This window comes from Paraburkholderia sp. ZP32-5 (assembly GCF_021390495.1).
Taxonomy (GTDB): domain Bacteria; phylum Pseudomonadota; class Gammaproteobacteria; order Burkholderiales; family Burkholderiaceae; genus Paraburkholderia.
The window spans coordinates 960,109-986,964 of the sequence record NZ_JAJEJP010000003.1; the positions used below are offsets into that span (position 1 = coordinate 960,109).

General features: G+C 63.0%; 23 protein-coding genes. 4 read left to right on the plus strand and 19 right to left on the minus strand.

Going from position 1 to position 26,856, the window contains the following annotated elements:
* Nucleotides 1–216 precede the first annotated feature (216 nt).
* A complete protein-coding gene (locus tag L0U82_RS36770; protein ID WP_233838748.1) occupies nucleotides 217–615 on the minus strand; it encodes a hypothetical protein in 399 nt (132 codons plus the stop codon).
* On the opposite strand from L0U82_RS36770, the gene L0U82_RS36775 reads away from it, so the two are divergent.
* Nucleotides 614–2,050 (plus strand): ISNCY family transposase, encoded by a 1,437-nt coding sequence (locus tag L0U82_RS36775; RefSeq protein WP_233838749.1) that lies wholly within the window; start codon nucleotides 614–616, stop codon nucleotides 2,048–2,050. The two genes, L0U82_RS36770 and L0U82_RS36775, sit on opposite strands and share 2 nt — an antisense overlap.
* Nucleotides 2,051–2,415: 365 nt before the next feature.
* Here L0U82_RS36775 and L0U82_RS36780 read toward each other — a convergent pair whose 3' ends face one another.
* Nucleotides 2,416–3,717: an aspartate aminotransferase family protein gene (locus L0U82_RS36780; RefSeq protein ID WP_233838750.1), complete on the minus strand. Its 1,302-nt coding sequence runs from the start codon at nucleotides 3,715–3,717 to the stop codon at nucleotides 2,416–2,418.
* A gap of 77 nt (nucleotides 3,718–3,794) precedes the next feature.
* Between L0U82_RS36780 and L0U82_RS36785 the strand changes: the two genes are divergently transcribed.
* Nucleotides 3,795–4,694 (plus strand): LysR family transcriptional regulator, encoded by a 900-nt coding sequence (locus L0U82_RS36785; RefSeq protein WP_233838751.1) that lies wholly within the window; start codon nucleotides 3,795–3,797, stop codon nucleotides 4,692–4,694.
* A gap of 51 nt (nucleotides 4,695–4,745) precedes the next feature.
* On the opposite strand, the gene zigA is transcribed toward L0U82_RS36785, so the two are convergent.
* From zigA to L0U82_RS36840, 11 genes are all read right to left on the minus strand, one after another.
* Nucleotides 4,746–5,963, minus strand: a complete 1,218-nt coding sequence (gene zigA / locus L0U82_RS36790; protein WP_233839366.1) for a zinc metallochaperone GTPase ZigA — start codon at nucleotides 5,961–5,963, stop codon at nucleotides 4,746–4,748.
* A 395-nt stretch (nucleotides 5,964–6,358) separates the two neighbouring features.
* Nucleotides 6,359–7,744 (minus strand): aspartate aminotransferase family protein, encoded by a 1,386-nt coding sequence (locus L0U82_RS36795; RefSeq protein ID WP_233838752.1) that lies wholly within the window; start codon nucleotides 7,742–7,744, stop codon nucleotides 6,359–6,361.
* A gap of 25 nt (nucleotides 7,745–7,769) precedes the next feature.
* Nucleotides 7,770–9,242, minus strand: coding sequence for an NAD-dependent succinate-semialdehyde dehydrogenase (locus tag L0U82_RS36800; protein ID WP_233838753.1), 1,473 nt, complete (start codon nucleotides 9,240–9,242; stop codon nucleotides 7,770–7,772).
* A 51-nt stretch (nucleotides 9,243–9,293) separates the two neighbouring features.
* Entirely contained in the window at nucleotides 9,294–10,322 is a 1,029-nt protein-coding gene (gene proX, locus L0U82_RS36805) for a glycine betaine/L-proline ABC transporter substrate-binding protein ProX (protein ID WP_233838754.1), read from the minus strand.
* Between the two features lie 68 nt (nucleotides 10,323–10,390).
* Nucleotides 10,391–11,365: an ABC transporter permease gene (locus L0U82_RS36810; RefSeq protein WP_233838755.1), complete on the minus strand. Its 975-nt coding sequence runs from the start codon at nucleotides 11,363–11,365 to the stop codon at nucleotides 10,391–10,393.
* Complete coding sequence (locus tag L0U82_RS36815; protein ID WP_233838756.1) at nucleotides 11,358–12,542, minus strand: quaternary amine ABC transporter ATP-binding protein; 1,185 nt, start codon at nucleotides 12,540–12,542, stop codon at nucleotides 11,358–11,360. The genes L0U82_RS36810 and L0U82_RS36815 overlap by 8 nt, the downstream gene beginning before the upstream one ends.
* A 345-nt stretch (nucleotides 12,543–12,887) precedes the next feature.
* On the minus strand, nucleotides 12,888–13,733 hold the full coding sequence (locus tag L0U82_RS36820) for an alpha/beta fold hydrolase (protein ID WP_233838757.1): 846 nt from the start codon (nucleotides 13,731–13,733) through the stop codon (nucleotides 12,888–12,890).
* Between the two features lie 27 nt (nucleotides 13,734–13,760).
* Nucleotides 13,761–14,852, minus strand: a complete 1,092-nt coding sequence (locus L0U82_RS36825; protein WP_233838758.1) for an LLM class flavin-dependent oxidoreductase — start codon at nucleotides 14,850–14,852, stop codon at nucleotides 13,761–13,763.
* A 49-nt stretch (nucleotides 14,853–14,901) separates the two neighbouring features.
* Complete coding sequence (locus tag L0U82_RS36830) at nucleotides 14,902–16,413, minus strand: aldehyde dehydrogenase (RefSeq protein WP_326489808.1); 1,512 nt, start codon at nucleotides 16,411–16,413, stop codon at nucleotides 14,902–14,904.
* Between the two features lie 15 nt (nucleotides 16,414–16,428).
* The gene (locus tag L0U82_RS36835; protein WP_233838760.1) at nucleotides 16,429–17,409 is read right to left on the minus strand and encodes a flavin reductase; all 981 of its coding nucleotides are present in this window, start codon (nucleotides 17,407–17,409) and stop codon (nucleotides 16,429–16,431) included.
* A gap of 90 nt (nucleotides 17,410–17,499) precedes the next feature.
* Nucleotides 17,500–19,344: a helix-turn-helix domain-containing protein gene (locus L0U82_RS36840; RefSeq protein WP_233838761.1), complete on the minus strand. Its 1,845-nt coding sequence runs from the start codon at nucleotides 19,342–19,344 to the stop codon at nucleotides 17,500–17,502.
* Between the two features lie 145 nt (nucleotides 19,345–19,489).
* Between L0U82_RS36840 and L0U82_RS36845 the strand changes: the two genes are divergently transcribed.
* Nucleotides 19,490–20,080, plus strand: a complete 591-nt coding sequence (locus L0U82_RS36845; protein WP_233838762.1) for an amino acid synthesis family protein — start codon at nucleotides 19,490–19,492, stop codon at nucleotides 20,078–20,080.
* A gap of 45 nt (nucleotides 20,081–20,125) precedes the next feature.
* Here L0U82_RS36845 and L0U82_RS36850 read toward each other — a convergent pair whose 3' ends face one another.
* The 6 genes from L0U82_RS36850 to L0U82_RS36875 all read right to left on the minus strand — a co-directional run bounded on the left by L0U82_RS36850 (nucleotide 20,126) and on the right by L0U82_RS36875 (nucleotide 26,508).
* Nucleotides 20,126–21,286, minus strand: coding sequence for an iron-containing alcohol dehydrogenase (locus tag L0U82_RS36850; protein ID WP_233838763.1), 1,161 nt, complete (start codon nucleotides 21,284–21,286; stop codon nucleotides 20,126–20,128).
* A 21-nt stretch (nucleotides 21,287–21,307) separates the two neighbouring features.
* The gene (locus L0U82_RS36855; RefSeq protein WP_233838764.1) at nucleotides 21,308–22,240 is read right to left on the minus strand and encodes a haloalkane dehalogenase; all 933 of its coding nucleotides are present in this window, start codon (nucleotides 22,238–22,240) and stop codon (nucleotides 21,308–21,310) included.
* 42 nt (nucleotides 22,241–22,282) lie between these two features.
* The gene (locus L0U82_RS36860; protein ID WP_233839368.1) at nucleotides 22,283–23,653 is read right to left on the minus strand and encodes an NAD-dependent succinate-semialdehyde dehydrogenase; all 1,371 of its coding nucleotides are present in this window, start codon (nucleotides 23,651–23,653) and stop codon (nucleotides 22,283–22,285) included.
* Nucleotides 23,654–23,777: 124 nt separating this feature from the next.
* Nucleotides 23,778–24,584 carry a helix-turn-helix transcriptional regulator gene (locus L0U82_RS36865; RefSeq protein WP_233838765.1) on the minus strand — a complete coding sequence of 269 codons (807 nt, stop codon included), beginning with the start codon at nucleotides 24,582–24,584 and terminating at the stop codon, nucleotides 23,778–23,780.
* Between the two features lie 137 nt (nucleotides 24,585–24,721).
* A complete protein-coding gene (locus L0U82_RS36870; RefSeq protein WP_233838766.1) occupies nucleotides 24,722–25,546 on the minus strand; it encodes an HpcH/HpaI aldolase/citrate lyase family protein in 825 nt (274 codons plus the stop codon).
* The gene (locus L0U82_RS36875; RefSeq protein ID WP_267929946.1) at nucleotides 25,543–26,508 is read right to left on the minus strand and encodes a ketopantoate reductase family protein; all 966 of its coding nucleotides are present in this window, start codon (nucleotides 26,506–26,508) and stop codon (nucleotides 25,543–25,545) included. Before L0U82_RS36875 ends, L0U82_RS36870 begins: the two co-directional genes overlap by 4 nt.
* Here L0U82_RS36875 and L0U82_RS36880 point away from each other — a divergent pair.
* The gene (locus L0U82_RS36880; RefSeq protein WP_233838768.1) at nucleotides 26,469–26,720 is read left to right on the plus strand and encodes an IclR family transcriptional regulator domain-containing protein; all 252 of its coding nucleotides are present in this window, start codon (nucleotides 26,469–26,471) and stop codon (nucleotides 26,718–26,720) included. The genes L0U82_RS36875 and L0U82_RS36880 overlap by 40 nt on opposite strands.
* Nucleotides 26,721–26,856: the final 136 nt, after the last annotated feature.

Genomic DNA, 26,856 nt, shown 5'->3' on the forward strand with positions numbered 1-26,856 from the left:
GATTGTTTCCAAGCCGGCGGCGACCAGACACCGGCCAGGAATCGGTCGGCCTGCGGTCAAGAATATCCGCCAAACAGACCTCAATTCACCATCGCCAACCGCCGTTGTCAAGAGTCGTCACGACTGCGGGTGGCTCGGTCGTTTCCTACGCATCAGCTCACTTACATGAAGTGCAGCAACCGCGCCGGGCATCGCCAACCGAGACCACGCGAACGGCTATGGCGTGCTCGCAGCAAAGATATGTCGTAAGAGCGTGGCCGGGCTTGCGAAAGCAAAGATATGTTGTAGAAGCGAAGTGATCAGTTTCGAGCATTTCCACATAGTTTTGCTGCCGCCGTAGCGCGGGAGCAAAGCCATGTCGTAAGAGCGAAAAGCCTGATTTCGGATATTTTCAACATGGTTTTGCTGTCGGGCATTATTAGCTAAGGGCTGGTCGACTGTGTGCGGATTTTTGAGTTTGGTTTGGCTGATGCGAGTTGACATAAGATAAATTATCAACAGTTTGTCTGTAGGAACAAAGTAGTAGTGTCGTACTTTGGCAAAGTACAGATGTCGTACCCACGCCTGTTGGTAGCGCATGCTGGTGCGGTTTTCCCGCCTGTGGAGACCGGTCATGACGCGCTCCGGGACGATCACGATGAGCATGCAGGAGCTGGACCGGCTGAAGGTCATCGAGGCGGTCGCCGAGTCGCGGATGATGACGTGGCGTGCGGCTGAACGGCTCGGCCTGAGCCGGCGTCAGGTCGAGCGGCTGGTGATCCGCTATCGCAGCGAAGGCGTTGCGGGGCTGGTGTCGCGCCGGCGCGGCTGTCGCAGCAACCACCATCTGTCCGAGCTTCTGCTGGACCGTGCGCTGGGTCTGATCCATGAGCGCTACGCCGATTTCGGGCCGACGCTGGCCTGCGAGAAGCTGCGCGAGTGTCATGGCCTCACGTTGTCGAAGGAAACCGTGCGGCACCTGATGACGGAGGCCGGGCTGTGGACGCCGCGTGCGCGGCGTCCGCCGAAGGTCTACCAGCCGCGGGCGCGGCGCGCGTGCCTAGGCGAGCTGGTGCAGATCGACGGCAGCGACCATCGCTGGTTCGAGGACCGCGCGCCGGCCTGCACGCTGCTGGTGTTTGTCGACGATGCGACCAGCCGGCTGATGGTGCTGCATTTCACGGCCACCGAGTCGACCTTCAGCTACTTCGAGGCGACCCGGGCCTATCTCGACCGGTACGGCAAGCCGGTGGCGTTCTACAGCGACCGGGCCAGCGTATTCCGCAGCACGGCCGCGGCCAGCACCGGGCGCAGCGTGACGCACTTCGGGCGGGCGATGTACGAGCTCAACATCGACACGTTCTGCGCGAACAGCAGTCCGGCCAAGGGGCGCGTGGAGCGCGCGCACCTGACGCTGCAGGACCGGCTGGTGAAGGAGCTGCGGCTGCGCGGCATCAGCACCCTCACCGAAGCCAACGTGTACGCGCCCGCCTTCATCGCGGCCTACAACACGCGCTTTGCCCGGCCGCCCAGGAGCGCGTTCGATGCGCACCGGCCGTTGCGGGAGGACGAGGATCTGGACCGGCTGATGACGTGGCGCGAGACGCGCCGCGTGTCGAAAGCGCTGACGGTGCTGTATGACCGGGTGCTGTACCTGCTTGACGACACGCCGGCGAACCGCGGGCTCATTCACCGCTACATCGACGTGTGGGAGTATCCGGACGGACGCATCGAGATCCGGGCCGATGGCCGCGTGCTGGCGTGCCGCCGCTACGACAAGCTGGCGGAAGTCGATCAGGGCGCGGTGATTGAACACAAGCGGCTGGCGCACGCGCTGCAGGTGGCGCAGGCGCTGCAGGTGGCGCAGGCGCTGCAGGCGCAGCGGGATGACCGGCGCATCTCGGGCTCGCCATCGCGGACCAACCGTGGCATCGAGGTCCGCAAGCCCGAACGCAGGGCCGGCACAAAAAAGCCGCGCGAGTTCACGCGGGCCGACGTCGATCAGGCCATTGCACAGCTCGCGCCAAAGCTGCACGCCACACCGGGCCCGCGGTCTGCACGCACTCGCTGAACGGACTGACACGCCCTGCCCGTTCAACTGGCATCCTTCGACACTGCATGAGCTTCACAGCATGAACAGATACGACATCTGTATTTAGCTGGCGCTACGACATCTGTAACTGGCCTCGACATTGTCTGTAGTGGCTATATCCTAATGTCGTGTTCTAGCCAGGTTCAAATGTCCGGTTTGGTGTTCTTCGTGCCGCATCCTTCGGGTGCTTGCATATGACGGAGCCCGTGCTGAATCGCGCGAATGAAGACAGGTGAAGCATGATTGCGGATGCCGGTGCGCGGCGCCCGCTGCAGGTGCCGGTGTTGCGCTCGCACACGCACGAACGCAACACCGGCAGATTCATCCACCAACGCGCAAGCAAATCACAGCGAACGCCGGATCGCCTGCTCGATCAGCGACAGCCCCAGATCGATCTCGTCCTCGCTGACGGTTAGCGGCGGCGCGATCCGGAACACGCCGCCCATGCCGGGCAACTGCACGATGTTCATACTGAGGCCGAGGTTCATGCACTCGCGCGTGATCTTTGCACCGAGGCCGTCCGCCGGCTCCTTCGTGCGGCGATCCTTGACGATCTCCATGCCGAGCAGCAAGCCGCGCCCGCGAACGTCGCCGATGCACTCGAAGCGCTCCATCAGATCGAGCAAGCCACGCCTGAGCCGGGCGCCGATCACGCCCGCGCGCGCCGCCAGCCCCTCGCGCTGGACCACGTCCAGTACGCGCAGCCCGACGGCAGCCGGCAGCGGATCGGACACGTGCGTCGTGTAGAACAGGAAGCCGCGCTCGTGAGCGCGCTCCTCGATCTGCGCCGAGGTCACCATGGCAGCGAGCGGCAGACCGGCGCCGAGCGTCTTCGATAGCGTCAGGATGTCGGGCACGACGCCATCGCGTTCGAAGGCGAACATCGTGCCGGTGCGCCCCACGCCGGTCTGCGCCTCGTCCAGGATCAGCAGCATGCCGCGCTCTTCGCACTTGCGTTTGAGCGCCGCCATGTAGCCTTCGGGAAGCTCGATGATTCCGCCGGAACTGAGGATCGGCTCCGCGATGAAGGCCGCGAGATTGCCGCTCGACTGACGATCGACGAGGTCGAACGCGTAGTCGAGTTCGGCCTGCCAGTCGTACTGGCCGTTGCGCTCGAAGCGCGGCCGGTACGAGAACGGCGCGGGGATCGCGAACGAGCCGACGGCGGCGGGACCGACTCCCTTGCGGCCGGCGCTGTAGGTCGCCGACGCCGCGCCACCGGTCATCCCATGCCACGACTGCGCGAAGCCGACGATTTCGTATCGTCCCGTGACGAGCTTCGCCATGCGGATGGCGGCCTCGTTCGACTCCGCGCCCGTGCTGAGCAACAGCGCGCGATCGAGCCCTTCGGGCGTGATGTCGGCGAGGCGTGTTGCGAGATCGACGACGGGCCGCGACAGCATTCCGCTGAACAGGTGATCGAGCTTGCCCGCGTATTCGTTGATGACCGCAACGATCTCGGGATGACTGTGCCCGAGCACGGCGCTCATCTGCCCGGACGTGAAATCGAGGATCGCGCGGCCGTCGGCGTCGTAGACGAAACTGCCCTGGGCACGCTCGATGATCATCGGCTCGAATGTGCCGCCGTAGCGGATGAGGTGCTGCCTGGCGTTGTGCCAGAACGTGGCGTCGTTGTTCAGGGACACGCGACTTCTCCCGAAGGGTGATGAGATTGCCTTGCAGTTTAGTCAGCGCTCTGGTTTTATAGAAACGAATAGTTCTAATGCAAGGTATAAGAGGAGCTACTATCTTGAGCCTTTCGCTCGATATCGATCTGTTGCGTTCCTTTGCCGTCGTGACCGAGGTGCGAGCGCTGAGCCGCGCGGCCCATCTCGTCGGCCGGACCCAGTCCGCACTGAGCCAGCAGATGAAGCGGCTCGAAGAAATCGTCGATCAGCCGCTGTTTCAGCGCACCGGTCGCGGCGTAGTACTGACCGATCCGGGCGAGCGCCTGCTGATCCACGCGCAGCGGATTCTGCGGGCACACGATGAGGCAATGGCCGATCTGTGCGGCACGGGGTTGTCGGGAACGATCCGCTTCGGCTGCCCCGACGACTACGCCGCGGTCTTCCTGCCCGCGCTGTTGCGCCAGTTTTCGAGCCAGCATCCGCACGCGCTCGTCGAGGTCGTCTGCGAACCGACGCCGCGTCTGCTCGAACATCTGGAGAATCGCGCGATCGACCTCGCGATGATTTCGTTGCCCGACGACAGTCGCGCGGACGGCTCCACCGACAATGACGTGATCCGCCGCGAACAGCTAGTCTGGATCGGCTACCCGGGGCTCGACTCCGCGCAGTTCGACGTGCTGCCGCTGGCGCTTTCCGATCCCGATACGCTCGATCACATCGCGGCCTGCGCGGCGCTGCGGCGCGCAGGCCGCGCCTACCGCATCGCTTGCGCGAGCAGCAGCCTGTCGGGTCTCACGGCCCTGGTACGCTCGGGCCTCGCCTTCGCCGTCATGACGCAGACGGCCGTTGCGCCGGACCTCGCGATTCTCAACACCGATTCCGGGCTGCCGGCACTGCCCGCGGTCGGCATCGCGCTGAAGTTCGGGCGCGAGCATCCCGCTCATCTGACCGAGATCTTCGCGCAGCACATCAGACTGACGTTGCCGCTGCTGTGAGCGGCCGGTACGTCAGAGGCGATCGCACTCGCGCAGGCAGCGCGATCCGCGTCAGGACCAGTTGGGAAACGGGTTGTGCCAGGTCGTCCACACCGCGGGGCCGCGCGCCATTTCCTCATCGGTCAGCAGGCAGTGATCGAAGCGCGCGCGCAACGCGGCTTCGTCCATATCCACGCCGATCAGCACGAGTTCCTGGCGGGCATCGCCGACCTGGTCATCCCATTTAGCGCGAATGAAGGCAACGGCTTCCAGCTCCTGCGGCCAGCGTTCGGGCGGCACCGCTGCCCACCAGTAGCCAGTCTCGCCATGCCGGGCCATCGCGCCGGCCTGCGACCAGGAACCGGCTGAGGTCGGATGGCTGGCGAGCCAGAAGAAGCCTTTGGAACGCACGACACCAGGCCATTCGCTTTCGACCAGATCGAAGAATCGTTGCGGATGAAACGGCCGGCGCGCGCGGTAGACAAAGCTGCGGATGCCGTACTCTTCGGTTTCGGGCGTGTGCGCGCCGCGCAGTTCCTGCAGCCAGCCCGGCGCCCTCGAGGCTTCCTCGAAATCGAACATGCCGGTGTTCAACACTCTGTCCAACGCCACCTTGCCGAACTCGGCAATCTCGATGCGGGCACGTGGATTGAGGCGGCGCAAGATCGCCATCAGCCGCTCGCGCTCCGCGTCGCCGATCAGGTCGATCTTGTTGAGCACGATCACGTCGCAGAACTCGATCTGATTGATCAGCAGATCGACGACCGTGCGTTCGTCCTGTTCTCCCAGCGATTCGCCACGAGCCTGCAAGCTGTCTTGCGAACCGTAATCGCGCAGGAAATTGTAGGCATCGACCACCGTGACCATCGTATCGAGTCGCGCCACTTCATTCAGGCTACGACCGTCCTCGCCTTCGAAAGTAAACGTCTCGGCCACCGGCAGAGGCTCGGAAATACCGGTGGATTCGATGACGAGCTGATCGAAGCGCCCTTCTTTCGCCAGCCGATCGACTTCCATCAGCAGATCCTCGCGCAGCGTGCAGCAGATGCAGCCGTTACTCATCTCCACCAGTTTTTCGTCGGTACGCGACAACTCGGCCCCGCCGTCGCGCACCAGCGCGGCGTCGATATTGACCTCGCTCATATCGTTGACGATGACCGCCACGCGACGGCCTTCGCGGTTGTTGAGGATGTGATTGAGCAGCGTCGTCTTGCCTGCTCCGAGAAAACCTGACAGGACGGTGACAGGAAGCTTCGTGTTGTTGGGTAGGGTCTGGGCGTCGATATTCATTGAGATGTCTCGTGAAAGACGGGGGCGGTAGTCATCACGGTTGTGGGGGCGCTCCGGGGGCGGGCGCTTGCGATCGTGCTCTATCCGGAGCACTGCGATAGTGTTATGTTATATCATTGTTGGGGTGATGTCCGCTTCACGACGCCACATGAGCGGACACGGCCCCGCCGATTTCCATTTCGGCGATTTTTCGTTTTGGAATCGCGACGTAGATCGGTATCAGGCGTCCGCGCATCGATGCGCAGGCCGGTACGTCAGCGGGCACAGCGCGCTGAAGCCGGTCTCGAATCGACCGGTGCGCGTGTGCTTAGGAGAGTGCGCATCTATCGGATGCATGTCCGCAATGCGAGAGGCGCACCGCCGTGACCCGGCGGCGGTGTGTCCCTTCGATGCGGTTACTTCAAGACGCTTTGCGCCACCTCGTCGACTGCCTCGCGCACGATGCCGACGATTTCGTCCACATCGGAGCGCGTCGTGACGAGCGGCGGCGCAAAGCCGAGAATGTCGCCGTGCGGCATCGCACGGGCTATCACGCCGCGTTGAAGTGCCGCGGCCGACATCTTCGGTCCGACTTTCAGCGCGGCATCGAACGGCCGACGTTCGGCCTTGTTCTCCATGAATTCGAGCGCCGCTAGCATGCCAACGCTCCGAACCTCGCCGACCAGCGGATGAGTGTCGAAAGCCGCATGCAGCCGTTCGCCGAAATAGCTGCCGACATCCGCGGCATTCTGCGTCAGGTTTTCGCGCGCAAGAATGTCGAGATTCGCGAGCGCCGCCGCCGCACAGACCGGATGCCCGGAGTAAGTCCAGCCGTGGCCCATCGCGCCGTATTCGTGCGAGCCCCGTTCGATCACGTCCCAGACCCGCTCGCCGACGATGACCCCCGACAACGGCGCATAAGCGCTCGTCAAACCTTTGGCGATGGTGATCAGATCCGGCTCGATGCCGTAGTGCTGCGCGCCCATCTTCGAGCCGAGGCGGCCGAACCCGCATACCACTTCGTCGGAAATCAGCAGGATGTCGTGTTTCCTGAGCACCTGCTGGATCGCTGCCCAATAGCCTTGCGGCGGAACGATGATGCCGCCGGTTCCCATCACCGGTTCGGCGATGAATGCGGCAATTGTATCGGCGCCCTCGCGCGCGATCAGATTTTCGAGTTCGTCGACGCAATAGGCGACGAACTGCTGTTCGTTCATGCCGGCAGGTGCCTGACGATACCAATGCGGGCAAACCGTGTGCATGAAGCGGTCGATCGGCAGATCGAAGTTCTGATGAAAGCTCGGCAGCCCGGTCAGACTGCCGGTGACGATGCCCGAGCCGTGATAGCCGCGCTGACGCGAAATGATCTTCTTCTTGTTCGGCCGTCCCAGTACGTTGTTGTAGTACCAGACGATCTTGATCTGCGTTTCGTTGGCGTCCGAACCCGACATGCCGTAATAGACCTTTTTCATGCCCGCCGGCGACCAGTCGATGATGCGCGACGACAGCTCGATGATCGTGTCGGTCGAATGCCCGACGTACGTGTGATAATACGCGAGCTCCTTCGCCTGCTCGTAGATCGCGTCCGCGACTTCGGTGCGGCCGTAGCCGATATTGACGCAATACAGCCCCGCAAAGGCGTCGATATAGGTTTTGCCTGCATGATCCTCGATGCGGATTCCTTTTGCACCTTTGATGATCTTGCCCGGCAACGCACCCGTCGCGTGATCGTGCGCGTGGGTGGATGGGTGCATGAAGTGTGCGCGGTCTTCGGCGAACAGTTGGTCGAGTCGCTGCTGCATGAATGGCTCCATTTATCAGATCAGCCTAGACGGTCAGCGGTAAGCCGAGATCGCCCAGGCAAAAGTATTTGGTTTCGACAAAAGGCTCGAAACCTTCCAGTCCCCCTTCGCGGCCAAGACCCGACGCTTTCATCCCGCCGAACGGAATCGGCGCACCGGTGAACCTCACGCCGTTGACGGAAATCATCGCGAAATCGAGTCGCCGCACCAGCTGAAAGATCGTGTCGGCACGCGTCGCGCAGACGTAGGCGGCCAGCCCGTACTCGGTGTCGTTGGCGCGCCCGATCGCTTCGTCGAGCGTATCGAACGGCGAGACCGCGGAGATCGGCGCGAAATCTTCCTCGTCATAGGCGCGCATGCCGGGGGTCGCGTCCGCGATGACGGTGGGTTCGAAAAACCAGCCGCCGCGCGCATGCGGCATGCCGCCGACCGTGATACGCGCGCCTTTCGCACGCGCATCTTCGACGCGGGCGACGGTCGTATCGAATGCAGCCTGATGCATTAGCGGACCGACTTCCACGTCCGCCTCGAATGCGGCGCCGACTCGCAGCGCGCGCACGGCCTCCGTGTACCGTTCGACGAACGGCTCATACAGCGGCCGTGCAACGAGCGTGCGATTCGCCGCGCAGCAATCCTGGCCCGAGGTCTGAAACTTCGCGGCGAGCGCAACGCGCACCGCCTGTTCGAGATCCGCATCTTCGGTCACGATGAACGGCGCGTTGCCGCCGAGTTCCAGCGAGATCTTCTTGATGTTCGAGCGGGCTGCCGCCTGCATCACCAGACCACCGACGCGCGTCGATCCGGTGAAGCTGACCGTGCGCACGCGCGGGTCGCGCACGAGTGTTTCCATCGTCATCTGCGGCTCGCCGAGCACGACGTTGAAGACGCCGGGCGGGAAGCCCGCCTCTTGCGCGAGCTGCGCGAGAGAGAGCGCCGAAAACGGCGTTTCGTGCGCGGGCTTGACGACGACCGTGCAGCCGGCCGCGAGCGCCGCGGCGGCCTTACGCGCGATCATCGCGTTCGGGAAGTTCCACGGCGTGATCAACGCGGCGACGCCTACCGGTTCGAGTATCGTGCCCAGATGCGCGCCATCGATATGCGTCGGAATCGTGCGGCCATTCAGACGCCTGCTTTCATGAGCAAACCATTCGATGAAACTCGCGCCGTAACCGATTTCGCCGCTCGCTTCGGCGAGCGGCTTGCCCTGCTCGAGCGACAGAATGCGGGCAAGGTCATGCCGATGACGCATCACGAGTTCATGCCAGCGCAGCAGCAACGCCGCGCGCTTCGCGACCGGCACATGGCGCCAGCTTTCGAACGCGCGCTGCGCGGCAGTGACGGCTTGCGAGATTTGTGGCGCTTCGAGCATCGGCACCGCGCCGATCTCCTGCTGGTTCGCGGGGTTCCGCACCGCGATGCTGCGAACGGCGTCGCCGCGAACCCAGCGACCGTCGACGTAGCACAGCGATTTGAACAGACCCGGGTGATCCAGCGACACGCAAGTCTCCTGATTACACGCAACGTGTTCCATTACCGTGTCCCGTCGCCTTTAATGCACCTTGCTCGCCGTAGCGACCCATTGATCGAACTGCGGCTTGTTCGCCGCGACCCATTCGTCCGCGAGCTTCATGATCTCCGCCGGCGAGCCGCCGTCCTTGCTGATTGCTAGCTCCCAGCCCGACCATGTCTGGCCCGGGAATGCGATCTGTTCGACCAGCGTCTTGATGGCAGGATTCGCGGCAAGGAAGCTGCGATTCGCCACCGAGCCGTAGTTCCACGACGCCATCGCCATCCGGCACGGATTGGCACCGCCGGCACAGCCTTCGACGCCTTTCACGAGCGCGGAACCGCGGTTCGGAACATTCGCCGGCAGCGCATCGGCAGGCGTGGGCAGCCACACGACATCCTTGCCGGGCACCAGCACATTCGTCATCCACGATGGACTCCACGCATAGAACAACGCCGGCTTGCCGTCCTTCACGCGCGTCACGGCGTCGGCCATCAGCGCCTCGTATTTGCCGCGCACCGGATGCACGGTCTGCCGCAGACCGAATTTATCGAGCTGATACTCGACCACGTCGCCGCAACTCCAGCCCGGATCGCAACTGATCAACTGGGCTTTGCCGTCGTCGCCGAACAACGCGGCGATCTTCGGATCCTTGAGTTGGTCGAGGCTGGTGATGTTGTAGGCCAGCGCCGTTTTCCGGTCGATCAGATAACCGTTGATGCCGCCGCCGCCGATCATGCCGTTGCCGACCCGTTCAGCCTGCTTGTCGACCGCGTGCAGGTACGGGTCGCTCTGCGGAAAGTTGGCGTCCGTTCCGAGATCGGCGTCGCCTTGCCCGATGGCCTGGAAGAACAACGGCGTGCTCATCGTGGTCATCGTCACGTCGTAGCCGAGTGCCTTGAGCGCTTTCGTGACGATCTGCACCTCGACGTAATTGCCGCCCAGGCTGTCGCTCTGCGCGAAGTGCACGGTCTTGCCCTTGCCGGGCAAGGTCTGCGCCGAGGCTGCCGTGCCCAGCGAAGTCAATACGCTGAGCGCCGCGATTGCGAATGTCTTTGCCAACATCTTCATGAATGTCTCCTATCCTTATCTCTTGTGGTAAGTCCAGCATGTGTTAGATGCGTGTTACGTGCTTTACATCACAGTGCCTTTTCCCCGTCACGGAGACGATGGGCCGCCGGATGCGCGACTACCTGTGCCGCCGCGTCGGCGGCGGCGTTGCGGTTACCGAAGAACAGCCGTCTGACGCTCGATAGCAACGCGCCGCGTTTGCCGGGCCGCGGCTGCGCGAGCTTCTGCGTGACGCGATCGAGCATCATGGCCAGCAGCACGATCGCGATGCCGCCCACCGCGGCCTGCCCGACGTCGAGACGTCCCAGGCCCTGAAGCACGACGAGTCCCAGTCCTTCCGCGCCGATCATCGCCACGACCACCGACATCACCATTGCCGTCAGCACCGTCTGGTTCAAACCGCCGAGAATGGTGGGAATCGCGAGCGGCAACTGCACCTCCCATAGCAGCTGACGCCGGTCCGCACCGAACGCGAGGCCCGCTTCGACGATCTCGTGCTCGACCATGCGGATGCCGAGGTTCGTAAAGCGGATCAGCGGCGGCATCGCGGTGAGCACGACCGCGACTTCCCCAGGTACCGTGCCGACACCGAACAGCATGACGACCGGCACCAGATACACGAAGGTCGGCGTGGTCTGCATGATGTCGAGAATGGGTCGCACGACTCGCCAGACGCGCTCGCTGCGCGCGCAACAGATGCCGATCGGAATGCCGAGCAGCGCGCAGAAGACGATCGCCGTGGTGATCAGCGACAGTGTCGTCATCGCGTCGCTCCATACGCCGAGCACCGCGATCGCGATCAGCCCCGCCGCGCTGAACGCAGCCACGCCGAGACTCGCCAGGCGCCATGCCAGCAGGAACGTCAACAGCACCATGAGCGGAAATGGAATCGCATGCAGCACGCCGTCGTTGAATGCCAGCAGCTTTTCGATCGGCCATTTGATGGCGAGGAAGGTTGGGCGCAAATGGAGCGCGACCCACTGCACGCCCTGCTGGATCCACTGGGCAATGGGCAGCACTGCGAGATCGTCGGCCTTAAACATGGTGTGCTCTCACGGCGCTCTGGGCGCCGATACGGGCAAGAATCTGCCCTGCTTCCAGGCGGCCGATCAAGCGGCCGGCGTTGTCTAGCACACCGATCGGTTCGTCGGTATTGCAGCAGCCCGCTACGTCGACGAGCCGCGTATCGGCGCGCACGCAGGTGAAGCGCAGATCTGGCCGCGGCAGCAAACCGCTGCCGCGGGCTCGCTCGATCTCAGAGGCCGTCACGGTGCCGAGAATCCGTTCGTCGAAGTCGAGGACGAAGCCCGGTCCTGGCTGGCCAGAAGCATCGCATTTGAGGATGCCGGTCGGCCCGCTCAGTACCGTCACCAGCGAAGTCATGACCGAGCCCGCATCGAACAGCCGCGCGCGGTCGACTTCGCGGGTGAAAGCAGCGACGTAATCGCTGCCGGGTTCGAGCACGATCGATTGCGGCGTGCCTTCGCGAACCAGTCGTCCCTCCGACATGATCGCGATGCGCGTGCCGAGCTTGAGCGCTTCCTGGAAGTCGTGCGTGATAAAGAGGATGGTCTTGTTGAGCGTGCGTTGCAGCCGCAACAACTCGTCCTGCATCTCGGTACGGATCAGCGGATCGAGTGCGCTGAACGCTTCGTCCATGATCAGAACGTCGGCGTCGGTAGCAAGCGCGCGTGCGAGACCGACGCGTTGCCGCATCCCGCCGCTGAGTTCGTGCGGCAAGTGATAAGCCCAGCGCGCGAGGCCGACAACGTTCAGCACTTCCTCGGCGCGCTTGCGCCGTTGCTGCGCCGGCATACCGCGCAGCTTCAGGCCGAACTCGACGTTGTCGATCACGCGCCGGTTAGGCAGCAACGCAAAATGCTGGAACACCATCGAAATCCGCTTGCGCCGCACGTCGCGCAGGCCGGCTTCGTCGAGCGTGCAGAGATCTTGATCGTCCAGCAGAATCTTGCCGGCACTCGGCTCGTTGAGCCGGTTGATGCAACGCGCGAGCGTCGACTTGCCGGAGCCCGACAGGCCCATGATCATGTACATCGCGCCGGAAGGCACGCTCAGCGATACATCGTCGAGACCGACGACCTGCCCCAGTTCCTGCTGCACGTCGGACTTGGTCTTACCGCCGCGCAACATCGCCAGCGCACGCGCCGGCTTATCGGCAAACACCTTGTACAGATGGTCAATCTTCAAACGCTCAGTCATTGTCTCGTCTCCTCGCATTGATGGGAGAAACCGGACGGTAGCCGCAACGGCAGCACAGCTACCCGGCACCTGCATTCTGTTTCCGCCCTGCCCGATGTTCTCTGACATCGTCGGCAGGAAGGCCGGCCCTCCGTTGGCATTCGTCAGTGCCGACGGCGCCGCGCGGTCCTCTTAGTCAGCCTATTACCATAGTTGCGTCACCTGACTCAACGTGCCGGGCCCACCCGGAAAACAGGCGCGCGGATCGATCTCCAACGGCTTCGATCGCGAGGCTTTCGTTCGATACAGGACGCTGACGATTGGCTAACCTGCCGCTTCGGATTCGATAACGCTGATCGACCATCATCAGTGCGTCTCCTCGCTATCGTTGTTCGCCCCCTCATCCGCCCCGTTGCCCAAAAAGCCGCGCATCAGCGCCGCCACTGTGTCCGGTGCCTCGATCAGAATCGAATGCCGCAGACCCGGCAGGATCGCCAGTTGCGATTGGCGAATGCACTGGTGCATGAACTTCGCCATGCGCGGGCTCGAGCCCTGATCGTCCTCGCCGGTCGCGATCAGCGTCGGCATGGCGATCCGGTCGATCAGACCACCGAAATCCGTTTGCGCCAGCACACGGTAAGCGGCGGCGTAACAGTCCGGATCATTGTCGGCATCGCGACGGCGCAGTTGCGCGATCAGTTCGGGGTTGCGCTGCTGGAAATCTTCGGTGAGCCAACGCGACAGCGACGCATCGTGGTGCGCTCCGCGCTCGCCGGACTCGAGCGCCGCGAGCCGGGACGCAACCTGTTCGCGCTCTTCTACTGTACGGCCCGCGACGGTCGCCAGCAGCACGAGCTTGCGCAGACGCTGCGGATGCGTGAGCGCAAGTCGCTGCGCGATCAGTCCGCCGAGCGAAAAGCCGGCGAGGTCGAATTGGCCGAACCCCGCGTGATCGGCGAGCGCCAGCACGTCGCCGACGAAATCGTCGATCTCGTAGCGCCCCTTCACACGCGACGAGCGGCCGTGGCCGCGCAGATCGAAGCTCAGCACGCGAAAGCCGTCGCCGAGCCGCGCCACTACGCCGTCCCACGCTTCAAGATAGGACCCGACGCCATGAATGCAGACTAGCGTCCGCGGCCCGTCGCCCTGAAGCCGGTAGTTTAATTCGACGCCGCGCGCGGAAAACCGCCGGCTGTCTGTCGTTGGAGTCATGTCGGACCCTGTCGCTGTCATCGCCACTCAACCCTGGGCCGCGAGGTTCGTTTCGAGCTGTCGTTCACGCTCACGCTCGCGGGCGGCGAAGTGCGGCATCACCTCGTCGATGAACAGACGCAAGGTTCTGCGTTGCATCTCGAACGGCAGATTGAACGAAAGACCGAGACAGAACTGATCGACGCCCTGGTCCTCGTAAATCTGCAGCTTTCTGATCACTTCGTCCGGTGTGCCGAACATCAGGTTGTCGCGCAGCGCGGCCGGATCGTAGTTGGCGCGGTTCGCGACGATTTCGTAGGGCACCGCCTCGGGGAAGCCGTTCGTGACCGTGCCGATGTTCTGCATCAGGTTTTCGAAGGTGCGGCCATAGTCGACGCTGTGCCTCACGACGGCTTCCCACTCCTCGGGCCGGTCGTAGACGCAGGTACGCCGCTGCATCATGAACCGCGGACGCGCACGCTCGGGATGATCGGCCACCGCCTTGCGAAACTTGTCGCCCAGCACGGCCACCTCGGACGGCGGCGCGGACAACGGCGTCGACAGAATGTTCGCGCCGATTCCCACGGCCCAGTCGAAACTGCCTGGATCGCGCGTGGCGACCCAGATCGGCGGATGCGGCTGCTGCAATGGCTTGGGCACGGAGGTCGCGAGCGGAAACTTCCAGTAGTGCCCGTCATGCGCGTAATCGCCCGCCCAGAGCTTCTGCACGGCCGGCACGAGCTCCTTCATATAGGCCACACCTTCCTGCTGGGGGATGCCGCCCGCCATCCGGTCGAACTCGTATTGATAGGCACCGCGCGCAATGCCGAACTCGAGACGCCCGCCGGTCAGGTGATCGCACATCGCGGCCTCGCCCGCGAGGCGGATCGGCGACCAGTACGGCGCGACGAGTGTCGCGGTGCCGAGCCGGATGCGCTGCGTGTGCTGCGAGAGCCACGTCAGCACGGTAAACGGGTTGGGCGACACCGTGCATTCGATCGTGTGATGCTCCGCTGTCCAGAGCGTCTCGAAACCGCCCTCATCGGCCATGCGGACCAGCGTGAGCATCCGGGACATGTTCTCGGCCATCGAATCGGCCGGCGAGAAGCGCTCCATGCTGAGCGAGACGGCAAATTTCATTTACAACCTCCTGATCTGTTGTGCGGACACGCGTCGAAACGGCTGCTGCTTAGCGCAGACGAATCACGAACGGGTCCTGCATCGCGCCCGAGTAGTCGACCACGACGTTCTTCAGACGTGAGAATTCGCGCATCACTTCGAAGCCACCACGGTAGCCATACCCACTGTGCTTGCTGCCGCCGTTCGGCGACATGTAGGCAGCCGAGCGGAAGGTGTTGATCCAGACGGTGCCCGCATCCACGTCGCGTGCGAAGCGCAACGCGCGGTCGATGTCGTTCGTCCAGATACCCGACGCGAGTCCGTATTCGGTATCGTTGGCGAGCTCGATCAATTCTTCTTCGGTGTTGAACGGCACCACCCCGACCACCGGACCGAAAATTTCGTCACGCATGAAGCGCATGTCGTTGCGCGCCTGCGTCATCACCGTCGGTTCGAAGTACCAGCCGCGTTGCAGCGCGGTGTCGAGCGGCTTGCGGCCGCCGATCGCGATCCGCGCGCCTTCCTGCACGCCCGAGGCGACGTAGCCCTGCACCTTGTCGAGCTGCGCGGCCAGTGCGAGTGGTCCGATATCGGTGGCCTCGCTCGTCGGATGGCCGACCGTGATGCGACGCGTGCGCTCGACCAGCGCCTCGACGAAACGCTCGTAGACCGGCGCCTCGACGAAACAGCGCGAGCCGGCGACGCAGGTCTGCCCGGCCGCCGCAAACACGCCTGCCACCACGCCGTTCACCGCGCGTTCGACGTCGGCATCCGAGAACACCACGTGGGGCGACTTGCCGCCCAGTTCCATCTGACACGGCACGAGGTTTTGCGCGGCATTGCCGGCGATCTTGCGGCCGGTCGACGTGCTGCCGGTGAAGACGAATCGGGCGATGCCGGGGTGCCGCGTCAGCGCGTCGCCGGTGGTCGCGCCATCGCCGGTGACGACGTTGAACACACCAGGCGGAATGCCGGCTTCGATCACCAGCTCTGCGAGCGCCAGCGTCGACGCGGTGGCGTGTTCGGATGGCTTCACCACGATCGTGTTGCCGATCGCGAGACACGGCGCGAGCGTGCCCGTCAGCATCATCAGCGGCGAATTCCACGGGATGATCATGCCCACCACGCCGACCGGTTCACGCACGTTGTAATTGAGCGTGTCGAGCTTGTTGACCGGAATCGTGTCGCCCTGCAGCTTGTCGGCCATCCCGGCGAAATAGATGTAGGAGTCGGGAACGGCCCGCATCTGCGCACGCATTTCCTTGAGCAGCTTGCCGTTGTCGCGGCACTCGATCAGCGCCAGTTCCTCCGCGTTCTCCAGCACGAGATCGGCGAGACGGCGCACCAGCTTGCCCCGCTCGGTCTGCGTCATGCGGTGCCACGCCGGATTCTTCAGCGCGGCCCGCGCGGAACGCACGGCGACATCGACGTCTACCGCATCCGCCTGGGCAAACTGATACCAGGGCTCGGCCGTGGTCGGATCGTAACTGGGCACATACTGGCCGCTATGCGGGCGCGTGAAGCGTCCGTCGATGAACAGGTCCAAACGCGAACCCTGCAAATTTTCGGCTGTCGTTTTCATCATGTCCTTCGGGGATCAAGGTTGCTGATGCGAGGTTTGCGGTTGTGCCGCGCCGACCATCGCGATGCGGCCACCGTCGTGCGAATCCATGTAGATACCGAACCGTCCGCGCGCGCTTTCGCTGACGTAGCGGCGCAGCATGCCGCGAATCTCGGGGGTCCGAATATCGTCGTAGGGCAACTGATCGAGGGGGAAAAAGCTGAATTGCGCGGGAAGGTCGCAGGCCGCGCGCGGTTGCGCGAGTCTCGCCCGGTAGATCAGATAACCCGAGTCGCTGCCGTCGACGTCGAAGACCGAGTACAGAAAGGTGTCGTCGGGCAGCAAGGCCAGCTCGCCACCACCGGCAACCGGAAGTCGGCCGTTGGAGAGACGCCTGGGCGCGCTCGGCAGCGTCCAGCCGTCCTTGCCATCGTTCACCAGCAACAGCGTGCCCTCTGCCTCGACGAGGTAGCCCACGACCATGTCGTGCGACGAAAGCCAACCCGGCGGCAGCGGGTTCTTGAGCTGCGCGTAGCTGCCGCGGCAGAAGCCCAGCGGCGCCGACGGACTGGTGCCGAACGCCTGAACCTTGCCGATCAGAATCGTATGGTCGCCAGCGTCGACCCGGTCATGGACCGTGCAGTCGAACCAGCTCAGGCAATCGGTCAGCACCGGCGCGCCGGTATGAATGTGAGCGTGACTGACCGCGGCGAACTTGTCCGCGGATTTGGAAGCGAACAGCGCGGAGACGTCGGTCTGGGCCTCGTGAAGCAGATTGACCGCGAAGTGATCGGCGGCCTGAAAGACAGGGAAGCTGGAGGCGCCCTTGCCGACACAAACCAGCAGCAGCGGCGGATCGAGCGATACCGAGGTGAACGAGTTCGCGGTCATGCCGCGCGGACGGCCCTCGGCATCGCGCGTAGTCACCACCGTGATCCCGGTGACAAAGGTGCCGAACGCGCGGCGCAACGCCATGGGATCGATGGCGATGAGTTTGTCTGTCACTTCGGCTTGCATGTGCCTTACCTCGAAACGTCATTGCGTTGAGGTAAAAGTTAACTCATGCAAAAAAGGGATTCTTCCACAGAACCGGAGGACAAACGCGCTTTATTCGCCTCCGGTTCGATGTATCCGCGCCGGCTCCGGCGCCCTGGCGGACGGTGCGCCGTTATCGATCAGGCTATGCAGTTGCAGCGCCAACTCGATCGCGAAGCGTTGCTCCGGCGTTTCGATCGCGATGCCGAACAGGTCCGAGATCCGAGCAAGGCGGTAACGAAGCGTCGTTACGTGCAGACCGATCGCTTTCGCGCAAGGCTCCCCGCGGCAACCGGAACGAATATAGGCGCTCAGGGTTTCCAGGTAGGCCGTATCGTTCTTTCGATCATGGGCAATCACCCGGCCTATCGCACCGTCGATAAAGTTGCGCACGTCGGCGGAATCCGCCGCGCCGATCAGCATCGGCAACGGCCCCAGATCGGAGACTGCGATCACGCCTCGGCGACCGAACGTACGGGCGATCCGGATCATGCGCCAGCAGCTCTCCCATCCCCTCGCATAGTCTTCGAGACGTTCGCACGTATCGCCGAGCACCACGATGGGCTCCTTGCCGAACGATCGGCCGAGCGTGTCGGAAATACGTTGCGCGAGCCGCGTCATCGGCTCCCGGTCCGCCTCCGCTTGTGCATTCGGCTCCCCCGGCACGAGGCACACCAGCGCACCGCCGACAGCCACGATATGCACCGCGACATGCTGTTGGGTCGCCAGCATCGAGATCGCATGTTGCGCCTGGACCGATACATCGACGGCCCCATCCGTGCGATCCGGAAAGTCGATCACGAGCATGCGCGTCGGCGCGGCAAGCGACAGTCCGAGACGCCGCGCCCGGTCGAGCACGTCCCGCTCGTCGCGCCAGCGGCGTTCGACGATCTCGAAGAACAGTTCGGTGAAAGTGCGCGTCTCAAAACGGAAGCGGATCACACTGCGCATCAATTGCACGCTCAACGCAAACTTCGCGCTTTCGATCAACAGCTGGCGCAGATCGCTTTCGTCGCGCTTGCCGAAAATCAGCAGCGCGCCGACGGCTTCGTCGTCGACCATCAGCGGCTCGATCTGCGCGTCGAGCGAAGCGCCCGCACCCGGATGCAGCGCGATGCTGCCATGCCGGTACTTGATAGCATCGCGGGCGTCGCTCAGTAACTGACGCCCCGGCGCGCCATCGAGCATCCGGTGCCACGACGCGTCGTCATGAAGCTCGGGAAGCGGCGACACGCCGCCCACTACACTGCTGGCGAAAAAATCGAGAACGACCACGGGCGCGCCCAGCAGATTGCCGAGCGTCGCCGTGAGCGCGCCTGTCGAGCCGCCGTCCAGAACCTCCCGCAGCATCGAACTCTGCGCGCCCAACACGCGGCGCAATTGCTCCGCCGCTGCCAGTTCCGCGCGATGCCGGTGCGCACGTTCGACCGCGATGTCGCCGAGGTGCACGATGGTCGCCATGAAGGCGAGAGTTTCCGCGGACACGTCCGTTACCTTGCGCGAGGCAACGGTTACCACCATCGGCCGGCCATTCGCGTCGACACTGGTCATCGGAAAGATCAGCACGGTGCAATAGTCGCGTTCGTTCGCGTCGCGCCGATACCCGGGAAATTCCTCCGACTGCCGCGCATCGCGGATATACACGGGCTCGCCACGCTGCAATGCGACCAGCGCCGGACTCGTCGCTAACTCCCAGCGATCGAGCAACGGACGGGGCAACAACGTGGGGTCGTGGCGCGCCATGACGAGCGACCAGCCATGCGCCAGATCCACGGCCATGACCGAGCCGAGATCCCACGAGCCATGCCGGCACGCGGCCTTGATGAGATCTGGCAACAGCGCGTCGAGATCGTTGTCGGAATTGATCTGACTCGCAACGTCACGAAGCGCGACGATTCGCGATAATTGATCTGACATGGCCCACTCGTTTCATGGAGGTCGGTCACTATACGATACCTCGTAGTGGGAAATAATAGTTTCATCCATCGAAGTGGAGGAAGACACAGCGGGCGCACATCCTTAGGATGCTTCCGTATCCCCTGCTAACCGATGGAGTACGCAAATGGAAACCGGACTTCGCAAGATCTCGACCTTTGTCGAGGAAACCGTCGTCGAGGGAGGCAAGCCGACGGAACGCCCCATTACCACCGTGATCGTCGCGGCCGTGCTTCGCAATCCCTGGGCGGGCAAGGGGTTCGTGGAGAACCTTCGGCCGGGGATTCTGCGGCTAGCCCCTGTGCTGGGTGCGGAGATGACGCGCCGACTCGTGGCCATCATGCCGGCCGATCGCGTGGAAGCGTATGGCAAGGCGGCGACAGTTGGCGTCAATGGTGAAATCGAACATGGCTCGGCGCTGATTCACACGCTTCGTTTCGGCAACATGTATCGCGAAGCGGTCAACGGAACGGCATTTCTCAGCTTTACGAATACGCGTGTCGGCCCCGGCGCGCTGCTGTCCGTTCCGATGATCCATAAATCGGAAACCGGCAAGCGCTCACACTTCATCACGTCGACCTTTCAGATCGCGGATGCGCCCGGCCCCGATGAGATCCTGATCGCAATCGGCGCGGCAGACGGCGGCCGCGCTCATCCGCGCATTGCCGACCGTTTCCAGGACATGGCGGAAATCGAAGCGGAGAAGGCAGGCGCGTGAGCTTCGCGACGGGCGGCCGACACGTGCGTGAGGCTCGCGCGCGTACTACCAGGCCGCCTGATAAATGGCCAACGCGTCCTGCTCACTGACAGTTCGAGGATTGTTCACCAGTAGCCGCGTTTGCTTCATCGCCTCAGCGGCCAGTGCCGGCAACGCGTCCTCAGGAATATCGAGCTCACGCAGTCTCGATGGCAATCCGACCGAATGGATCAGCGAGGCCATTCTGTCGATGAAGCTCTGCACGCGCGAGCCTGTCTCCAGCTGCAACAGGTCGGGAAACACATCGCCGGCCAGAACACCGTATGCGTCAAGGCACGCCGGTGCATTGAACGCCAGCACGTGCGGAAGCACCACGGCGTTAGAGACTCCGTGTGCGATGCCATAAATCCCGCCGAGCGGATAAGCCAACGCGTGCACCGCCGCGACAGGTGAATTCGCAAAGGCCTGGCCGGCCAGCATCGAGCCGAACAGCATGTCCGAGCGGGCCGCCACATTGCGTCCGTCGTCGACGACCGTCTGCAGATTCGTGCCGAGCAGACGAAGAGCCTCACGTGCAAAAAGCTTCGAGATCGGATTATTGTTCGCGGACTTCGACGTGAATGCCTCGATGGCGTGAACCATCGCGTCGATGCCGGTCGCCGCGGTGACATGGCGAGGCAGGCCCAGCGTCAATTCCGGATCGAGCAGCGCGACATCGGGCAGCAACTGCGGCGCGACCACGCCGCGCTTCTCCTGCGCGCCCACCGTCACGATCGAGACGGGTGTGACCTCGGACCCCGTGCCCGCTGTAGTGGGGATTTGAATCAACGGAAGCCGGCGTCCCTTCGCCATGCCCACGCCGTAAATGTCTTCGAGCTGCTCGCCGCCTCCGACCAGCAAGGCGACCAGCTTGGCCACGTCCATCGACGAGCCACCTCCCAGACCGATCACTCCGGCTACGGCGTGCTGCCGCGCCAATCCCGTGGCAGCCAGCACCACCTCGACCGGCGGGTCCGCCGCGACGTCCTGGAAGACGTGGGCGGTGACGCCCGCCTCGCTCAAGCTATCGACGACCGGACTCAGCAGGCCGGCACCCGCAACACCGCGGTCCGTCACGACCAGAACAGTCTGACCGATCTGTTCCTTGACGATCGCCCCCAGCCGCGCAACGGCACCCGCCCCAAGAATGACACTCTTGCTCGCATTGAATACGAAATCAGCTTGCATGGAATCGCTCACAAAGAATTTTTAGTTCGTGGCCAGCAGTCCAAACCGGCGCAATCCTTCCAATGCGATGGGTTCACCCCATTCCTGAACATAGTGACCTGCGTCCTGCACCAGATAGGGATCGTTGCAACCGCGTATCACCTGCCTCAATTGCTCCATGCGCTCCGGCGTAATCACGACGTCCTGCATACCGATCGCCATGAAGGACTCGCCCTGCCACTGCTCGCTCAGGAACTTGCGCGCAGCGACACTAGTTTCCAGCCCCTCCTTGGCGGCATCGGACAGCACACCGTTTTCCGGACGCATGATCAGCTCCGGGAAACGCCTGACACCGCCCTGATACGAAGCATCGGGGAACGGTGCGTCGTACGCGGCTCTTTCTTCTGCGGAGAGAACCGGGGTTCTGCTGCCGATCCAGTCACCCACCGGATTGAAATGTCGGCTCCGGTTCTCAGCACGCCATTTGTCGAATCCCGGCGTCGGCTCTTCTCCATGAGGCAAACTGGTATTCATCAGGAACAGACGCGAAAAGCGTTCGGACATGTCCTTGATCAGAGAGAGACCGAGAATGCCTCCCCAGTCCTGCCCCACCAGACACACATTCTTCAGATCAAGGTGCTCGATGAACTGACGGATCGAGTCCCGATGAAAGTGGTATCGATAGACGAGATCGTCCGCGGGCTTGTCGCTGCGGCCGAATCCAAACAGATCGAGGGCAACGACGCGATGGCCGTGCGCGACGAAGACCGGAATCATCTTGCGATACAGATACGACCATGAAGGCGTGCCGTGAATGCACAGAAACGTCACTTCGGCGTTGCTGGGACCTTCGTCGATATAGTGCATGCGCAGGCCCTGATAGCCGGGCAGCGTATCGATATATCTCGGTGCAAACGACCAACCTGGAAGGTTCCGGAAGCGCTCTTCCGGTGTGCGTAACGCTGCAATGCTCATTGCTATCTCCCTCTCTATAACCAGAAGCCACCAGGACCGGGCTTAGTCGACCGTCTTTGCCCACACTGCCTGAGCGTTCGTGAACTCTCGCAAGCCGAAGTGCGACAGTTCACGGCCGTAGCCACTTTTCTTGACGCCGCCGATAGGAATACGCGCATTCGAGGAAGTGATTCCGTTGATGAACACGCCGCCTGTTTCGAGGCGCCGGGCAATACGCTGCGCGCGTGCGATGTCGGAGGTCCACAGGCATCCGCCCAGGCCGTAATCGCTTGTGTTGGCCAGCTCGATAGCGTGCTCGATATTGTCGGCAATCGTGATGGCGGCAACCGGACCGAACGTCTCTTCGTCGAAAGCGGCCATTCCCGGACGCACGTCGGCCAGAATCGTCGGCGCGTAGAAGTTGCCCTCGCCGCCGATCTTGTGGCCTCCGAGCAGCAAGCTCGCGCCGGCGGCAATCGTGCGCTCGACCTGGTCGTGCAATTCATCGCGCAGGTCCGCGCGTGCCATCGGTCCAAGGTTGGTGCTCGCGTCCAATGGATCGCCGACTTTCAGGCGCTTGACCGCCGCCACGAATTTCTGCGTGAACGCTTCGGCGATGGGCCGTTCGAGAATAAAGCGCTTCGCTGCGATACATACCTGTCCGGCGTTCTGGTAACGCGCATCGACGGCGGCTTTGACAGCGAGGTCGAGATTCGCGTCGGCCAGCACGATAAATGCGTCAGCGCCGCCCAGTTCCAGAAGGCTCTTCTTGATCGCACGACCCGCCAGCGACGCGACGGCGGCACCGGCGCGCACGCTTCCGGTGAGCGTGACCGCTGCCACGCGAGCATCGTCGATCACCTTCGCGACCGTCTCGTTGTCCGCGTTCAGATTAACAAAGAGACCCTTGGGGAAGCCCGCTTCCTCATAGACCTCCTGCAATGCATAGGCGGACCCCATGACATTCGGCGCGTGCTTGAGAATGAAGCCATTGCCCGACAGCATGATGGGCCCGGCGGCGCGGATAGACTGCCATAGCGGCAGGTTCCACGGCATGACGCCGAGCACGGAGCCGATCGGAAGATAGGACACGTGCACCTGGTCGTCGCTGCCTTCAATGACCACCGGTTCGTCGGCCAGAATAGCCGGGCCGTGCTCGGCGATCCATTCGATGGTAACGGCACACTTCTCCACTTCCGCACGGGCCGCGGCGATGGGCTTGCCCATCTCGGCGGTGATCAGCGCGGCGAGGCCGTCGATGCGATCGCGCAGGACTTCCGCGAGTCGCTTATAGGTCGACACGCGGTGCGCCATCGGCGTGGCGCGCCACAATCTCTGCGCGGCAACGTTGGCCTCGAGCATGCGCTCGACTTCCGCGGATGTCTGGAACGGATAGGACGCGATGAATTCGCCGGTGGCGGGGTTGCGCGAGATCGCGACAGCGGCGGATGCGGTATTTGCAGAGGACATGTTTGCCTTCGTGACGATGAGTGACGATCGAAAGGATGTAACGTCACTCTAGTCAACCCGGCAAAACGCAAGAAGGAGCCTTGTTATCCTAGGACCGCGAGTCATAGGCAGCCGGCCGGGGAATATAAGTCACCAGCGACAGGTCCGGCCGGCCAGCAGGTGTCAGCGCGACATAGTGAAACTGGATATGGCCGCCGTCGGGATGAAGCAGACGTTTCTCGCCTTCGTCGAAGCCCTGGACGTGCGTGTCTTTCCACCACAACGCGAACTCCGCGCTCAGTTCGGTCAGCTCCTCGACCAGGCTGTCGAACGGCCTCTTGTCCTGTGCCTGCGCTCTCGCCGCGCGAAACGCCGACAGCGTTCCGCGAGCCATCTGCTCCCAGTCGAGGATCAACGTGCGGTATGGTTTATACAGAAACATCAGACGCAATGTATTGCGCTCATGCACCTGCAACGCACCGTAGTCGACGAACAGTTTCGCGATCGCATCGTTCCAGGCGAGGATGTCGAACCGGGTGTTGCGAATATACGCAGGCATGGAAATGGCATTGACGAGCATTTCCAGCCCCTCGCCAATCTCGCCGCCGGCCACGACGGCGGGTGCTTCCCGGGAAGCCAGCGCGAACAGATGATCGGATTCGACCCGATTGAGCTTCAGTACGCCGGCGAGGCGCCGCAAGGTATCGGGCGACGCCTGGATATCGCGTCCCTGTTCCAGCCACGTGTACCAGCTGGGGCTCATGCCCGCGAGCAAGGCGATCTCTTCGCGCCGAAGTCCCGGCGTACGCCGTGGCCCTTCGGGCAAGCCAAAATCAGCGGGCCGCAAGCCTGCTCTTCGGCTGGCGAGGAACGCACCCAGCTCACGTCGCTCCTCGGCAGTTGGTCTTCTTGACATGGATAAATTGACAATAACTATGCCAGGCAATGGTCGGTCAGATGCGACCTTCTTGTCAAATTCGATGTCGCGGATTCTTGTGCGGCACCCTGCTCGCTACATGTCAGCCCGGACCGGGTTCTCCGCCAGGGAGCCAGTCAGCGCACGCTGTCAAGAATGCTCCGCGCCCGCATCACAACCGGACGATCGACCATCTTTCCATCCACCGTAACGACCGCGCCTTTCGCATTTTCAGACGATTCCATCACAAGCATCGCCCACGCTATTTCCGATTCAGTAGGAAGAAAGCCGTCATTGACCGTCTTCACCTGCTTCGGATGGATGCAGAGTTCCCCCGCGAAGCCAAGCCGTCTGGCGTTAACGGTATGCGCGTGCAGAGCCTGCTCATCGTCGATGGCCGGCGTCACACCGTCGATCGGCGCGTGAATGCCGGCGACCCTGGAGATCATCGTCAGATGCACCCGGAAATGATTGAGCGCGTCTTCGTCGTGCGCGAGATTCATGTCGGCGCAAAAGTCGAGCGTACCGAATAGCAACTGATGCACGAACGGCGCGCTGGCAATCTCCTGCGCGTTCATCATGCCTTGAGCGCTTTCAATCAACGGAAAGACCGACATCCGGCTCTTCGTGCGCGATACCAGTTCGATCACGTCGTGCGCGCTCTCCGCTTTCGGCAATACGATGCCGGCGACGCCGGGCAATTTGCCGAGTTTCGCGTCATCGTCGAACCAGCGCGTATCGCGTGCATTCACGCGGATCAGGACGGCACGCTCCGGCGTGAGCCACTCTGCGAGTGCGGCGCGTGCCTCGTACTTCTCGTCCGGCGCGACAGCGTCTTCCAGATCGACGATGACCGCGTCGGCGCCACTGTCCAACGCTTTCGCGAAGCGCTCCGGACGATTGCCTGGAACGAACAGAAGCGAACGATATAGCGCCTGGCGGCGCGTCCTTTCGTGGCTCATGGTCTCGTCGCGCGCAATTGCAACAGCGCGAGCACGCTATCGATAGTCGGCGTTTGCAGTCCGGCGATGTCGCGCATCGCTTCGATCGAATCGACAATCACCTGATACTCGAGCGGACGCCCCCGTTCGAGATCTTGCAGCATCGACATCTTGTGATGCGGCGCGGAGCGTGCCGATGCGATGCGTTCTGCCATCGGAATCGGCGGCTCACCGCCGAGCGCCGTTGCCACAGCATCGGCTTCACTCATCATCCGCGTGACGAGGCGCACCAGTTCGGGGCTGTCGCTGATTTCGCCCCACGTCGCCAGCGTCAACACCGCAACCGGATTCCAGCACATGCTGCTGATCATCTTGATCCACAGCCAGCTTCGGATGTTGTTCACGACGGGCGAGTCGAATCCCGCTGTAGTCATCGCCTCGGACAAGCGCCTTGCGCGTACCGACAGCGAGCCGTCGGGTTCGCCGACAGGCAGACGCGCATAACTCCCGTCCTGCCTGACGACACCCGGCTCCACCACTTCCGCCGCGACCCGGAATACGCAGCCGAGTACCCGTTCAGGCGGAATCGCATCCCACAGCCGCCCGTGCGGATCGAGCCTGTCGATGCGGCGATTCGCGTGAATACCTGTCTGCCCATGGAAGTACCAGTACGGGATGCCTGTCGTCGGTGGAATCACGACGGTGTCGCTACCGAGCAGTGACTGGATCGGGCCGAGTATGTCCGCGAGCTGATGCGACTTCAGCGCGATGAATACATAGTCTTGAGGACCGAGGTCGGCAGGATTGTCGGTTGCCGTCACGCGCACGCGGAAGTCTTCATCGGCGCTGACGACGCGCAGGCCATTGGCGCGAATCGCAGCCGTTTCTCGAACAGGAATGGAGCGCCGCGAAAGAGCGCAGCGGTGAACTTGAAGACTTTTATGTGGACGTGCAGCGCGAGTTGCAGCAAAACCGCTATGCAACGATGCACCGTTCGGACATCAGCGGATATGCATCCATTGCGGCACCGATTCGCGACTGGACTGGCGATGTGAAATTCGCGATCAGTCTGGTTGGCTCACACACGATTCTCGATACCGAGCCGGGGACGCCGCATGTGCAGTCGCTGCTTGAAGCGACGGCGAGAGCAACGAGGCTTTTGGGTGGCACGCCTGATTCGGCCAAGGGCAAGTAATGCCGGAGATGGGTATTGGCAACTGCTCCGAAGCTCGTCGGTGCGACACAACGGTCGCACCGGCAGCGTCGCCAATGCCGATAAGAACAACTTAGACGCCACGCGAGTCGATGTAGGATAAATGCGCGTGGCGCTT